This window comes from Streptomyces sp. NBC_01142, assembly GCF_026341125.1.
In the GTDB taxonomy this organism is placed as follows: Bacteria; Actinomycetota; Actinomycetes; order Streptomycetales; family Streptomycetaceae; genus Streptomyces.
The window spans coordinates 3,749,416-3,763,843 of sequence record NZ_JAPEOR010000001.1 but is presented as its reverse complement, the minus strand read 5'-3'; the positions used below and the strand labels follow the sequence as shown (position 1 = coordinate 3,763,843).

Annotated in this window: 9 protein-coding genes; all 9 read left to right on the top strand. The window is 70.8% G+C overall.

The features are described 5' to 3' along the window. The first annotated feature begins 75 nt into the window (after positions 1–75). The 9 genes from OG883_RS16900 to OG883_RS16860 are packed head-to-tail and all read left to right on the top strand — an operon-like array spanning position 76 to position 14,421. Positions 76–1,392, top strand: a complete 1,317-nt coding sequence (locus OG883_RS16900) for a nucleotide sugar dehydrogenase (RefSeq protein ID WP_266540932.1) — start codon at positions 76–78, stop codon at positions 1,390–1,392. Next, positions 1,382–2,647 carry a glycosyltransferase family 4 protein gene (locus OG883_RS16895; protein ID WP_266540929.1) on the top strand — a complete coding sequence of 422 codons (1,266 nt, stop codon included), beginning with the start codon at positions 1,382–1,384 and terminating at the stop codon, positions 2,645–2,647. The genes OG883_RS16900 and OG883_RS16895 overlap by 11 nt, the downstream gene beginning before the upstream one ends. Next, positions 2,644–4,011 (top strand): Wzz/FepE/Etk N-terminal domain-containing protein, encoded by a 1,368-nt coding sequence (locus tag OG883_RS16890; RefSeq protein WP_266540927.1) that lies wholly within the window; start codon positions 2,644–2,646, stop codon positions 4,009–4,011. Before OG883_RS16895 ends, OG883_RS16890 begins: the two co-directional genes overlap by 4 nt. Further along, positions 4,008–5,528 (top strand): Wzz/FepE/Etk N-terminal domain-containing protein, encoded by a 1,521-nt coding sequence (locus OG883_RS16885; RefSeq protein WP_266540925.1) that lies wholly within the window; start codon positions 4,008–4,010, stop codon positions 5,526–5,528. The genes OG883_RS16890 and OG883_RS16885 overlap by 4 nt, the downstream gene beginning before the upstream one ends. Positions 5,529–5,531: 3 nt before the next feature. Next, entirely contained in the window at positions 5,532–7,460 is a 1,929-nt protein-coding gene (gene asnB, locus OG883_RS16880; RefSeq protein ID WP_266540923.1) for an asparagine synthase (glutamine-hydrolyzing), read from the top strand. 25 nt (positions 7,461–7,485) lie between these two features. Continuing rightward, a complete protein-coding gene (locus OG883_RS16875) occupies positions 7,486–9,672 on the top strand; it encodes a bi-domain-containing oxidoreductase (protein ID WP_266540920.1) in 2,187 nt (728 codons plus the stop codon). Then, entirely contained in the window at positions 9,669–11,648 is a 1,980-nt protein-coding gene (locus OG883_RS16870; protein WP_266540919.1) for an alginate lyase family protein, read from the top strand. The genes OG883_RS16875 and OG883_RS16870 overlap by 4 nt, the downstream gene beginning before the upstream one ends. A 9-nt stretch (positions 11,649–11,657) precedes the next feature. Next, positions 11,658–13,178 (top strand): right-handed parallel beta-helix repeat-containing protein, encoded by a 1,521-nt coding sequence (locus OG883_RS16865; protein WP_266540916.1) that lies wholly within the window; start codon positions 11,658–11,660, stop codon positions 13,176–13,178. 1 nt (position 13,179) lies between these two features. Beyond that, the gene (locus OG883_RS16860; RefSeq protein WP_266540912.1) at positions 13,180–14,421 is read left to right on the top strand and encodes an O-antigen ligase domain-containing protein; all 1,242 of its coding nucleotides are present in this window, start codon (positions 13,180–13,182) and stop codon (positions 14,419–14,421) included. The last annotated feature ends 7 nt before the right edge of the window (positions 14,422–14,428 follow it).

Below are 14,428 nucleotides of genomic sequence, written 5' to 3'. Positions count from 1 at the left end.
GGGGCTGCGGCTCAACTGGCCGGCCGGCGCGCGGACCGCAGGCCAAAAGGGCCTGCCTGGGGAGAGGGACGGGTCATGAAGGTCAGCGTTTTCGGGCTCGGCTACGTGGGCTGTGTGTCGGCCGCGTGCCTGGCCAGCATGGGTCACGAGGTCATCGGGGTGGACGTGAACCAGGTGAAGGTCGACCTGGTCAACGACGGCAAGGCCCCGGTGGTCGAGGAGCGGATCGGCGAGCTCATCGCCGAGGTCGTGCGGACCGGAGCGTTACGCGCTACCGGCGACGTCCGCGAGGCGATCATGGGCAGCGAGATTTCACTGGTCTGCGTGGGCACGCCGTCGGAGCCCAACGGCAGCCTGTGCACCACGTATCTGGAGCGGGTCACCGAGCAGATCGGCGCCGTGCTGGCCGAGCGGGGTGGGCGGCAGACCGTCGTGTTCCGCAGCACCATGCTCCCGGGCACCTGCCTGAACCTGCTGGTACCGATCCTGGAGAAGTACGTCGGCGGCACGGCCGGGGTGGACCTGGGCGTCGCGGTCAACCCGGAATTCCTGCGCGAGGGCACCAGCGTGCGGGACTTCTTCGACCCGCCCAAGACCGTCATCGGCGAGCTCGACCCGGCAAGCGGCGACGTGGTGGCGGCGCTGTACGACGGATTGCCCGGCGAGGTGTTCCGGGTGCCGATCCCGACGGCCGAGGCGATCAAGTATGCGGACAACGCGTTCCACGGCCTCAAGATCGGCTTCGCGAATGAGCTGGGCGCGGTGTGCCAGGCGCTCGGGGTGGACTCGCACCAGGTGATGGACGTGTTCCTGGCCGACCGCAAGCTGAACATCAGCTCCGCCTACCTGCGGCCCGGCTTCGCCTTCGGCGGCTCCTGCCTGCCCAAGGACTTGCGCAGCCTGGTCCACGCGGCGCGGCGGGCGGACGTCTCGGTGCCCATCCTCGCCCACGTGCTGCCCTCCAACTCCGACCATCTGCAGCGCGCGGTGGAACTGGTCGAGCGCACTGGAAAGCGTCGGGTGGGCCTGTTCGGGTTGTCCTTCAAACCCGGCACCGACGACCTCCGCGAGAGCCCGCTCGTCGAGCTGGCGGAGAGGCTCTTCGGCAAGGGTTACGACCTGCGGATCTACGACCCCAACGTGAACCTCTCCCGGCTGCTCGGCGCGAACCGCGAGTACATCGAGACCCGGCTGCCGCACCTCGCGCAGCTGCTTGCAGAGTCCGTCGACGAGGTGCTCGAGCATGCCGAGGTGTGCCTCGTCGGGAGCAGGGATCCGGCCGTGCTGTCGGCGCTGCCCCATGGCGACGGCCCGGTGATCGTCGACCTCATCCACCTTCCCGACGCCGAGGCGCGCCGGGCCGAACCTGGGTACGTGGGCCTTGCTTGGTGACACAACCAGCGGCGCCGGGCCGTCCCGGCGCGCGCTGATCCTCGTAGAGAACCTGTCGGTGCCGTTCGACCGGCGGGTGTGGCAGGAGTGCACGACACTGCGCGACGCGGGCTGGGAGGTGCACGTCATCTGTCCCCGGGGGGAAAAGCGGGACACGGAGGCGGAGGCGGAGATCGACGGGGTGCGGATCCACCGCTACCCGTTGCGCGCTGCCACCGGAGGGCCGGCCGGCTACCTGCGGGAGTACGGATCGGCGTTGTGGCATACGGTTCGGCTGGCCCGCAAGGTCGGCCCGGTCGACGTGGTCCACGCCTGCAACCCGCCCGACCTGTTGTTCCTGCCGGCACTGTGGCTGAAGCGGCGCGGCGCGCGGTTCGTCTTCGACCAGCACGACCTGGTGCCCGAGCTGTACCTCTCCCGGTTCGACCGCGGCAAGGATCTGCTGTACCGCGCCGTGTGCGCGCTGGAACGGCGGACCTACCGGGCCGCGGACGTCGTGCTCGCCACGAACGAGAGCTACCGGGACGTCGCGCTGCGCCGTGGCGGTCGGCGGCCGGAGGACGTCTTCGTGGTGCGCAGCGCGCCCGACACCGACCGGTTCCAGCCGGTGCCGCCCGAGCCGGAGTTGAAGAGCGGCAAGCCTCATCTGCTGTGCTATCTCGGTGTCATGGGTCCGCAGGACGGTGTCGACTACGCCTTGCGGGCCCTTGCGAAGCTGCGCGACGAGTTCGGGCGGACCGACTGGCACGCGGTGTTCGTCGGCGCCGGCGACGCCTTCGACGCAATGGTGGAGCTGTCCCGGCGGCTCGGGCTCTCGGATCAGGTGCAGTTCACCGGTCGCATCCCGGACGCCGACCTGGTGCGCTACCTGTCCACCGCGGATGTGTGCCTGTCCCCCGACCCGCGCAATCCGCTCAACGACGTGTCGACCATGAACAAGGTCCTGGAATACATGGTGATGGGCCGGCCGATCGTCTCGTTCGACCTCCGGGAGGCGCGAGTCTCCGCCGGTGACGCCGCCGTCTACGCTCCCGCCAACGACGAGGCCGAGTTCGCCAAGCTCATCACGCTGCTCCTCGACGATCCGGAGAAGCGGGCCCGGATGGGCAAGATCGGCCAGGAGCGGATCAGCGGACAGCTTTCCTGGCGAAACTCCCAGCGATCGCTGCTCGCCGCCTACGCCGCTGCGTGCCGTGACCACACTCCGGTGTCGGCGGGCGACCCGGTCCGCACAGGGAAGAGGCCGCGCCGTTGAGCGATGACACGATCCGCCTGGTCACGATCGGGCGGATTCTCCGTCGGCGGTGGCGGCTTCTCGCCGTCCTCACCGTGGTGGGCGCGCTCGTCGGCTACGGCACCTCGGTGCTGATCCCGCCGCGTTACACGGCGTCGGCATCGGTACTGCTGCCCGGGCAGTGGGACGAGCGCGGGCTGCTGACTCAGGTGGACATCGCGACCAGTTCGGCGGTGGTCGACCGCGCGGCCGCCACGCTCGACTGGACGGGCGTCAGCGGCGGCGAGCTGCGGGATCGAGTGAGCGCCAAGGCCGCCGACGGGAACATCATCAAGATCTCGGGTACAGCCGACACCCCGGAGCGCGCGCAGCAGCTCTCCGACCAGGTGGCTCAACAATTCGTCACATTCGCCGCGCGGCTCGCAGGCGACAGCACCGACCCCGACGCGGCGGCGGGGCCCGAGGCACTGCGGCAGAAGGTGACGCAGACCAACCGCCGCATCACCGAGCTGGCCAATGCGGCCGATCCGGGGCAGACCGTGGAGAGCGTGCAGGCCCGCACCGAGCTCGAGCAGCTGCGCAGCGCGCTGCAGGAGGCCATGAAGAAGCTGGACGAGGCCGACCCGGCGACCAACAAGGCCAACATGGTCGTCATGGGGCCGGCGGCCCGGCCGACCGGCGAGGCAGCTCCGACGAGGATGCAGCTCCTCGTCGCCGGGGCGCTGCTGTTCTTCCTGCTCGCGGTCATCGGCCATCTCGCCGCCGCACGGGTGAATCGCCGACTGCGCACCGAACCGGAGATTGCCGCGGCGCTGGGCTCGGCGCTGCTGGGTACCGTCGACGTGCCTGGTGAACGGCCCGCGCACCGGCCACAAGGCCGTGACCCGCGGGCCTGGATCCGCTGGCTGCTGGACGTCGACGCCCGGTGGGACATACCGACCCCGCAGCCGTCCGGCGGCGAGGCCGGCAGACAGATCCGCTACCGGCGGGTGTGCGCTCGCCTCCGGGACCAGCTGCCGACCCCCCGGCGGCTGCTGGTTGTCGTACCGGACGGCGACGAGATCGCCCGCAGGGCCGCCGGGCAGCTCGTCGCCGAGGCCAAGAACGACCCGGTGCTGCGGGTGGTGGGGGTTTCCGTGTCCCGGCCGCTGGTGCCGGACCGCGACACCGAGTCCGGTGCCCTGGTCGTGCTCAGCGCGGGCAACTGGACCGCAGAGGAGCTCGCCGACATCGCCGAGGCGTGTGCGGACGCAGGGCATGAGGTCGTCGGCATCGTCGTCGCCGGCACGGTCCGAGCCCGTCCGACGCGGACTGCCGGCCGTCCTGCGGACGAGGCCACTGTGGCGCTCGCGGTTCGCGGCCACGCGACGGGAGGTTCAGTGTGACGACGAGCAAGACTGCGGCGTCGTCGGCCGCCACTCCGCTGCTGGACCTGCAGGCGCTGGTGGTGGCGGTGCGCAGGCGCCGCCGCCTCTGGTACTCCGTGGCGCTGCTGGGGCTGCTGGTCGGCGCGGCGGTGGCGGTCCTGCGGCCGCCGCCGCCGACCGCGGTGACCAAGGTGCTGGTCGCGCACAAGGAGGACCAGCCGAACGACACCGGAACGCTGATCCGCACCGACGTCGAGCTGCTGGGGACCACGCGGATCGCCGACAAGGCCCTGCAGTCCCTCAAGTCCCCGGAAGACACGGAAGACTTCATGCGGGACTACCGGGGTACCGGCTTGACCAACAACCTGCTGCAGATCGATGTGACTGGTGACAGCGACGCGGAAGCGGTGGCCCGGGCCAAGGCGCTGGCCGACGCGTTCGTCGCGGACCATGTGAGGCGGATGCGGGAGGCCGCGACGGCCGAGGCCAAGGCCCTGCTCGACCAGCGTGACCGCATGCAGAAGGAACTCGGCCAGGTCAACAAGGCGATCAGAGACAGATCGCCGGAGAGCGACCCGAAGGCGTCGGCGAGCATGGAGTCGCTCTTCGCCCGCCGGGCCGCGCTCACTTCACGGATCGCCGATTTCGACCAGCGCGCCGCGGAGGCGCGCACCGGCACGCCCAAGGTCATCGCCGGCACGCAGATCGTGGACGCCCCGCGCGCGGTGCGACACTCCCTGCCCAGGGCCGCTGTCACCAACGCCGCGATCGGGCTCGTCCTCGGGCTCGTCCTCGGGCTCGCGCTGGCCGCGGTCGGCACGGTAGTGGCGGACCGCCCCGTGTTGCGCCGGGACATCGCGGCGAACCTGGGCGCCTCGGTCATCGCGGAACTGCCCCGCCGGTCCGGCAGGCTGTGGCAGCGCCGACGGACCCGGGCGGCACGGATAAGGCTCACCCGGACCCTGGCCCGCACCGTGCGCGACTCCTCGGAGCCGGTGTCGCTGCTGGAACTGGGCTGTGCGCGCAGGACGAGCGTGATCGCCCTGGACGTCGCCAGGGCGCTGGCGGCGGAGGGGCCAGTGGTCGTCGTCGATGGTCTGCCCGGCCCGCAGCTCGCAGGCCGCCGCCCGAAGCCAGGAGACCCAACCGTGGTCAGCGGCGAGCGTGCCGCGGCCGTGTCGCGTCACGAGCGCCGGCTGGGCGTCGGCTCCGTGGCGCCCGGCGCGGCGTGGACCGACCTCCAGTACCTCGGCACCCGGACCGTGCTCGTCGTGCGTGCCGGGCACGGCAGCGCCGCATGGCTGCACACCGTGGCGCGGCAGCTCGCGGACCAGCGCATTCCGGTGATCGGTGTGGTGCTGATCGACCCCGATCCACGTGACCGGACCGACGGCACGCTGTGGGACGGGCTGCACACCGCGCTGCGCGGCCGAAACGAGCGGCCGGCCCGGCAGAACGGGACGGGCCGGCGGCGGACGGAGCGGCTGCCGATGTGGGCCGCACAGGTCCCGGACAACGACCAGGAAGCGCGGTAGGACATGTGTGGCATCGCAGGGACTTACCAATGGCCGGACGGGAAGGTCGTGACCGACCGGCTCACCGATACCCTCGCCCACCGCGGTCCGGACGGGGCGGGCCGGTACAGCCACCCCGTCGGTGACGGCGAAGTGCAGCTCGGGCACCGTCGGCTGGCCATCATCGACCTGTCCGAGACCGGCGCCCAGCCGATGGTCTCGGGCGGCCTCGCCCTCACATACAACGGCGAGCTGTACAACGCGCCGGAGTTGCGTGCCGAGCTGGCAGCCGCTGGGGTGAGCTTTCGCGGTACCTCCGACACCGAGGTGCTGCTTGAGGCCTGGCGGCGCTGGGGCACGGACTGCCTGCCCCGGCTGCGCGGCATGTTCGCGTTCGGGATCTTCGACGAGCGAACCGGTGAACTGGTGCTCGCCCGCGACCAGCTCGGCATCAAGCCGCTGTTCCTGCTCCGGCGCGGTGCGGGCCTGGTGTTCGCCTCCGAGCTCAAGGCGCTCGCCGCCGCCACCGGCGGATCGCTGCAGGTCGACGATGCGGCGCTGGTGGCCTCGCTGCTGTACTACTGGGTGCCGGACTCACGGTGCGCGTTCCGCGAAGCGGAGAAACTGCCGCCGGGGAGCTGGCTCCGGTGCCGGCCCGACGGCCGGGTGGAGCGCGGCCGGTACTGGCATCTGAAGGACGTCGCCGCCGAGGGCCGGGAGCGGGCCCGGAGCGGCGAGCAGCCAGACCTGGCCGCCATCGTCGAGGAGTCGACTCGACGTCACCTGCTCTCCGACGTACCCGTGGCGACCTTCCTCTCCGGCGGTCTCGACTCCAGCTACCTGACCGCGCTGGCGGCCCGCGACCATCCCGGGATCTCGGCTTACACGATCGGGTTCCGCGCCGAGGACGCCAAGTTCGAGGCCATGCCGGACGACCTTCGCTATGCCCGGCAGGTGGCCGAGCGGTTCGGCGTCGACCTGCATGAGATCGAGATCGCTCCGAATGTGCTCGACCTGCTGCCACAGATGACGTACCACCTGGACGAGCCGATCGGCGACCCCGCCGCGATCAACACGTTCCTCATCTGCGAGGCCGCCCGGGAGGCCGGGGTCAAGGTGATGCTCTCGGGGATGGGCGCCGACGAGCTGTTCGCCGGTTACCGCAAGCACCTGGCCAACCTCCTTGCGCTGCGCTACCAGCGCGTCCCGCGGCCCTTGCGGCGCGGCCTGTCCGCGGCCGTGGACCGGCTGCCGGTCGCCACGGCCCGCCGGGGGTACCGGTCGGTGCGGTTCGCGAAACGGTTCCTCTCCTTCGCCGACCTGCCGGAGGAGACCGCGTTCCGGCGCAGCTACACCATGTACGACCAGGACGAACTGCTCGCCCTGGTCAATCCGGACCTGGCCGGAACGGTCGACGACGTGTTGACCGAGCACGCGGACATCTACCAGGACAACGAACTCGACGACTTCGTCAACCGCATGTGCCTGAGCGACGCCCGGATGTTCCTGCCGGGCCTGAACCTCACGTACACGGACCGCTCCAGCATGGCCGCCTCGACCGAGGTGCGGGTGCCGTACGTGGACGTCGAGGTGGTCAAGGCGGCGTTCGCCGTGCCCGGCGATCGCAAGATCGTCGGACGACAGGGCAAGGCCGTCCTCAAGGAGGCGGCCACCTCGATCCTTCCCCGGGAGATCGTGTACCGGCCCAAGGGCCTGTTCAGCGCCCCGCTGCGCGCCTGGATGAGCCGGGACCTGGCACCGCTGGTGCGCGAGGTGGTCAACGACGGCGTGCTCGTCAACTCCGGGTTTCTGCGCCGCGACGCGCTGGCGCGCATGGTCGCCGAGGACGCCGCCGGGCAGCGGGACTTCTCCAAGCATCTGTGGCATGTGCTGACGCTCGAGTACTGGTATCGCGACGCGACCTCTGGCTCAGGCCAGAGCCAAGCGGCTTGACAACGTAGAAACAAGAGGAGCTCGGGTGAAGCAGGTTGTTCAGAACTACAAGAGCGGCGAGCTGGCGGTGCTCGACGTGCCGGTGCCGGGGTGCAAGCCGGGCGGTGTGCTGGTCCGCACCGCCTACTCGCTGATATCCACCGGGACCGAGCTCATGAAGGTGTCCGAGGCCGGCATGTCGATGCTGGGCAAGGCCCGCTCCCGTCCGGATCAGGTGGCCAAGGTCATGCAGAGTGTGGCCACCAACGGGGTGCCCGCCACCTACCGCAAGGTGATGGGCAAGCTGGACTCCTACACGCCGCTGGGCTACTCGCTGTGCGGGGTGGTCGAGCAGGTCGGCACCGGGATCGACGATGTGGCGGTCGGTGACCTCGTGGCCTGCGCCGGCAACGAGCACGCGTTGCATGCCGAGCTGAACTGGGTGCCGAAGAACCTCTACGCCCGGGTGCCGGACGGACTCGCGCCGCGGCATGCGGCCTTCGGCACCGTCGGGTCGATCGCGTTGCAGGGCGTCCGCCGGGGCGAGCCACAGCTCGGCGAAGTGGCGCTGGTCATCGGCCTCGGGCTGATCGGGCAGCTGGTGGTGCAGCTCCTCGCCGCCTCGGGGGTCCGCGTCGTCGGGGTCGACCCCGACCCGGTGCGCTGCGAGCTCGCCGAGCGCCTGGGCGCCGCGGCCTGCGGCGATCCCGCGTCCGCCGCCGTGGAAGCCGCCGTCGCCGAACTCACCGGCGGTCACGGCGTGGACCAGGTGTACCTGGCCGCCGGCGGCGGCAGCAACCAGCCCGTCGAGCTGGCCGCCCGGCTCTGCCGGGACCGCGGCCGCGTCGTCGACATCGGCAAGTGCCGCCTGGACCTGCCGTGGAACGCGTACTACGAGAAGGAGCTCGACGTCCGGTTCTCGCGCTCGTACGGCCCCGGGCGCTACGACCCGGAGTACGAGCTCGAGGGGCGGGACTACCCGATCGGCTACGTGCGCTGGACCGAGCGCCGCAACCTGGCGTGCTTCCTCGATCTCCTCGCCCGCGGCAGTGTCGACGTGGAGCCCCTGGTCTCCCACATCGCCGACTTCGATGACGCCGTCGAGACGTACCAGCGCTTGAAGGACGGCGACCTGAAGGCCGTGGCTGTGCTGTTCCGGTACCCCGAACAGAAGGAGGAAGCGGAGGCTCCGGCGGTGGCCGTGCCTGCGGTGCGACGCAGCGGCAAAGCGTCCACCCCGGCCCGGTCTGGCAAGGCGTCGGTGCGGCTGGCGTTCGTCGGCGCGGGAAACTACGCGACGTCGATGCTGCTGCCGCACCTAGCAGAGCGCGACGGCGTCACGTTGTCGACAGTCGTCACCACGACGGCGCTGTCCGCGGCCAACGCCAAGCGGAAGTTCGGCTTCGCCGAGGCGACCACCGACCTCGACGCCGTGCTCGGTGACCCGTCCATCGACGCGGTGTTCGTGGTCACCCGGCACAGCTCGCACGCCGAACTGACCCGAAAGGCACTGCTGGCCGGCAAGACGGTGTTCGTGGAGAAGCCGTTGGCGCTCACCGAGGACGACCTGGCCGGCGTGCTCGCAGCTGTGGAGGAGTCCGGCAACGACCGACTGCAGGTGGGCTTCAACCGCCGGTTCGCGCCGCTGTTGCAGGAGGCCAGGAAGCGGTTCGGCGCCCGGACCGGTCCGGCGAGCCTCCGCTACCTGGTCAACGCGGGCCGGCTGCAGCACGGCAGCTGGTACCTCCAACAGGGCACCGAGGGCTCGCGGTTCGCCGGCGAGGGCGGACACTTCATCGACACGGCGAGCTGGCTGCTCGAGGCCGACCCGGTCTCGGTGTATGCGGTCGCCACGTCCGGCAACGAGGACCTGCAAGTCGTGCTGCGCTACCCGGACGGGTCCACTGCCACCATCAGCTACGTCACCACCGGCGCGGCCGGCTTCCCCAAGGAGACGCTGGACCTTGTCGCGGACGGCAAGGTGCTGCGGCTCGACGACTTCGTCCGTGCCTCTGTTTACGACGGCCGCCGCAAGCGGTGGGTCAGTTCGCGGCTGCCCAAGGCCCGGGACAAGGGCCAGTCCGCGGAGCTGGCCGCGTTCATCAAGGCCGTGCGGACCGGAGGGCCGATGCCGGTGCCGCTGGAGTCGCTGGTCGCCACCACATCGGCCACCCTCGCCGTGCAGGCCGGCCTGGTCGGCGGCGCGCCGGTGACTCTGGCGAGGGCGCGATGACTGTGAGCTCGGGGAGTCCGGGCTGGTACCTGCGGCGGCTGTCCCGGATGGGACCGCGGGAGATCGGCGGCCGGGCGGGCGACGCGGTGCGCAGGCGGCGGTGGCGGTCGGCGCGGCCCAACTGCCCGAGCGTGACCGGCGCCCGGTTCACCGCGGTACTGCCCGCCGGGACGATCGCCGCAATACCTCCGGACGCCGCGAAACGTCTCATCGCCGAGGCGGACCGGCTGATGTACGGGCACGCCGAGTATTTCGGGGTGGTCCGCGACGACCTGGACGACCCGGACTGGTGGTGCGACCCGAAGACCGGGCGCCGGGCTCCGTGGGGCTACGCCTTCGACGTGCCGTACCGGAACGAGGCCGCGGTCGGGGACATCAAGCAGATCTGGGAGCTGTCCCGGCATCAGTACCTCACCGTACTCGCCGCCGCCTACGCGATCACCGGGAACGAGCGGTACGCGGAGCGCGTGGCCGAGCACCTGCGGTCGTGGTGGACGGCCAACCCACCGCTGCGCGGCGTGCACTGGATCAGCGGCATCGAGCTGGGCATCCGGCTGCTGTCCTGGGTGTGGATCCGCCGGCTGCTCGACGGCTGGCCGGGCGCGGCCGGGCTGTTCGAGGGCAACCCGGTGGCGCTGAACCAGATCTGGCACCACCAGCGCTGGCTGGCCGCCTTCCCCAGCCGGGGGTCTTCGGCGAACAACCACATCATCGCCGAGGCCGCCGGGCAGTTCGCCGCAGCCTGCGCGTTCGGGTGGTTTCCCTCCTCGGCGCGTTGGCGAGCCGGCGCGCTGCGGTCGCTGGAGCGGCACCTGCGAAGCAACACCTACGACTCCGGCCTCAACCGCGAGCTGGCCACCGAGTATCACGGACTGGTGCTGGAGCTCGGCCTGGCCGCGGTGGCCGAGGCGGATGCCGCCGGCGTGCCGGTCCCCGCGTCGATCCGGCTGGTACTGCTGCGGATGACCGACGCGCTCGCGGCCATCGTGGACGGCCGGCTACGGCCGCCGCGCCAGGGGGACGCGGACGACGGGCACGGTCTGGTCCTGGACGGCGCGGGCACAGACCGCTGGGCCTCGCTGCTGGCCACCGGCGACGCCGTGTTCGGTCGGCTCGCCTGGTGGCCGGCGGTGACCGGCACCGATGTGCGCACCCCGCTGCTGGCCGCGCTCATCCGGCCAACGGCACCGGCCGTGACCCGCCCGGCAAGCCGACCGGCCCACTTCGCCGACGCGGGCATGACCATCCTGCGCGGTCCGGCGGAGATCTGGTGCCGCTGCGACGGTGGTCCGCACGGCTTCCTGTCCATCGCCGCACATGCCCACGCGGACGCGCTGTCCGTGGAGGTCCGGCACGACGGGGTCGACGTGCTCGCCGACCCGGGGACGTTCTGCTACCACGGGCAGCCCGAGTGGCGGCAGTACTTCCGGTCGACCCTCGGCCACAACACCCTGCAATTGGATGGCGGTGACCAGTCCGTCTCCGGCGGCCCGTTCCTGTGGACCCGGCATGCCCGCAGCCGCGTCCTGGCCGCGGACACATCCGGTACCTCCGACGGGGGGACGGCCCGCTGGTGTGCCGAGCACGACGGCTATCAGCGCTCCGTACACCGCCGCCGGGTGGAGCTGACGGCCGAGAGCCAGGAGCTGAGGGTGGTTGACGAGATCCGCGGCCAACACAGCCCGCGCCGGGCCGTGCACCTGGCGTTCCACCTCGGCCCGGCGATCTCCGCGGACCTGGTGGGGAACCGGGCAGTGCTCACCTGGACGCGGGACGGCGAGGACCGCTCCGCGGTGCTCGACCTGCCCGGGCAGCTGTGCTGGCGGGCGCATCGTGGCGAGAGTGACCCGCCGCTGGGCTGGTACTCCGCCGGCTTCGGGCGCAAGGAACCCACCACAACGCTGGTCGGCACCGGCTTCGCCGACGGCACTGCGTTGTCAGGGGAGTTCACCACCGTACTCAGGTTCCGAGGCTAGGGAGAACGCGTGGTGATCAAGAGGCGGCACTGGGCGTTGCCGACGGCGCCGCTGGTGCTGGTCCTGCTGGCGGCGACCGGCTGCGTGAGTACACCGGACGCCCCGGCGAAGCCGACCGTTGCACGATCCACGTCCGTGGCCCGGGTGTGCGCCAAGCCCGCGGCCGGGCCGGCGAAGGCACCGGCGGGTGCGGTGACGGTCGACCCCGCAGTGGTCGGTGACCTGGCTGCGAAGACCAAGAGCAGCCCCCCGAACACCACGTTCTGGCTTCGACCGGGGACGCACAGGCTCGCATCGGACCGTTACGCCCAGGTCATCCCCAAGAAGGGGAACAGCTACCTCGGCGCGCCAGGCGCGGTGCTCGACGGCCGGAAGACCAACCAGTACGCGTTCGGCGGTACTGCCCGCAACGTCACCATCCGCCACCTGACCGTGCAGCGTTTCGTCGCGCCGCACAACGAGGGCGTGGTCAACCATGACTCGGCCGACGGGTGGGTGATCGAGCACGCGACGATCCAGAACAACTCCGGCGCCGGGCTGATGGCCGGTGCCCGCCAGCAGGTCCGCGCCAGCTGCCTGCGCGGCAACGGACAGTACGGCATGAACGCGTACAAGGCCGGCGACCCTATCCGCGGCCTGGTGGTCGAGGGCAACGAGATCGTGGGCAACAACACCGGCGACTGGGAACGGCGGCGGCCGGGCTGCGGCTGCACCGGAGGCGTGAAGTTCTGGGCCGTCAACGGCGCCGACATACGCGGCAACTGGGTGCACGACAACCGCGGAACAGGGTTATGGGCGGACACCAACAACAACGACTTCCGCATCGAGAACAACGTGCTCGAGGCCAACGACGGTGCCGCGCTGATCTACGAGACCAGCTACAACGCGGTCATCCGGAAAAACACGATCCGGCGGAACAACTGGGTCGAGGGCCGCAGGTACGCCGACCGCGGCGACAGCTTCCCGTTCGCGACCATCTACCTGTCCGAGTCCGGCGGCGAACCACGCATCCGGGCCCGCACCGACAAGATCGAGATCTACCGGAACGTGCTGGAGAACAACTGGTCCGGGATCACCCTGTGGGAAAACGCCGACCGGTTCTGCAACAGCCCGGCCAACACCTCGTCCGGTGACTGCACGTTGCTGGTGAAGAACACCGACCGCTGCGCACAGCCGGCGATCGCCACCGCACCGCTCTACGCCGACTGCCGGTGGAAGACGCAGCGGGTGGACATCCACAGCAACCGCTTCGTGCTGGACACGTCCGTCGTCGACTGCACGGTGAAGTGCGACCGAATGGCCGTGCTGGCCAACTACGGCACCTATCCGGACTGGTCGCCGTACCAGGGCGAGCGGGTGGCCGAGGCGATCACCCGCAAGCAGCACAACCGCTGGCACGACAACGTCTACCTCGGACCATGGAAATTCGTCGCCCACGACCCTAGCCGGATACTCGACTCCGGGCAGTGGCAGGGCACGCCGTACCAGCAGGACGCGGGCAGCACCTTCCGCGCACGGGACGGTGGTTGAGATGAGCCCAGACCACACAGACCACACGTCGAAGATCGTCGGGACAGTCTGGGGGCTGCTGATCCTCAACACGCTCGGCTCCGCCGGGGCGGAGACCATCATCCCGCTGCCCCGCTCCCTCATCCAGATGGTCACCATGGGCGCGCTGGGCGCCGCGTTCGCGCTGGCGCTCGCAGTCAATCTCCAGCTGCGCATCCGACCCAGCGCCTTCGTGCTCCTGCTCACCCTGCTGCTGGTGCCGAGCATGATCTCCAGCGCGAACCTGGAGTCCGGGTTCGGCGCGCTGTTCCGCTGCGCCCGGCTGGCTCTCTTCATCGGCACGCTGTGGCTGCTCAGCCGCTGGTGGGACGGCAGCCCGACGTTCGTCCGGCACCACATCCGGATGTACTTCGCGGTGCTCGGGTCGGTGGCCGCCGGCCTGGTCATCTCACCGGGCGCCGCCATGCCCGAGCTCTACGGCGGGCGGCTGGTCGGCGCGTTGTGGCCGCTCACCCCGCCGCAGATCGGACAGTACGCCGCAGTGATCATCGGGCTCACCGTGCTGCTCGTACTGGGGCGCCGGACCGACAGGGCCAGCGCGGCGGTAGTCATCGTGCCGTCACTCGTCCTGCTCGCGTTGACCCATACCCGGACGGCCACGCTCGGCCTGCTCATCGGGCTGGCGTTGGCGATCGGCTCGCTCATCCTGACCAGCGCCGCCGCCCGCCGGTTCTTCACCTGGACGGTGCTGTGCGCCACGGTGGCCGCGGTGGGGTTCAGCTCCGCGCTGCAGGCGTGGTTCCTGCGCGGGCAGAGCCAGGAGAACTTCTCCAACCTCACCGGTCGGGCCAAGGTCTGGGATGCCCTGCTGGCAGCGCCCCGGACGACCTCGGAGCAGCTGTTCGGCATGGGCCTGGGCGACAAGTCGTTCGGCGGGCTGCCGATCGACAACAGCTGGCTGGCCGTTTACCAGGAGCAGGGTCTGACCGGCACCGCCTTGGTGGCGGCGATCATCATCGTGCTGGGCGGCGTCGCGTTGTTGCGGCCACCGTCGCTGCCGAGGGCCTGCGCGATCTTCCTGATCAGCTACTGCGCGATCGCGTCGTACACCGAGGCCGGGCTTGGCGACGCCTCGCCGTATCTGCTGCATCTGACCGTGGCCGCATCGCTGCTGGCGGCACCTGCCGCGGCCACTCCCCTCTCGACGCCCGAAGTCCCTCGACGACGCATACCGGGATGGGCCCGGAGATCGGAGGTGACCTGACCATGCA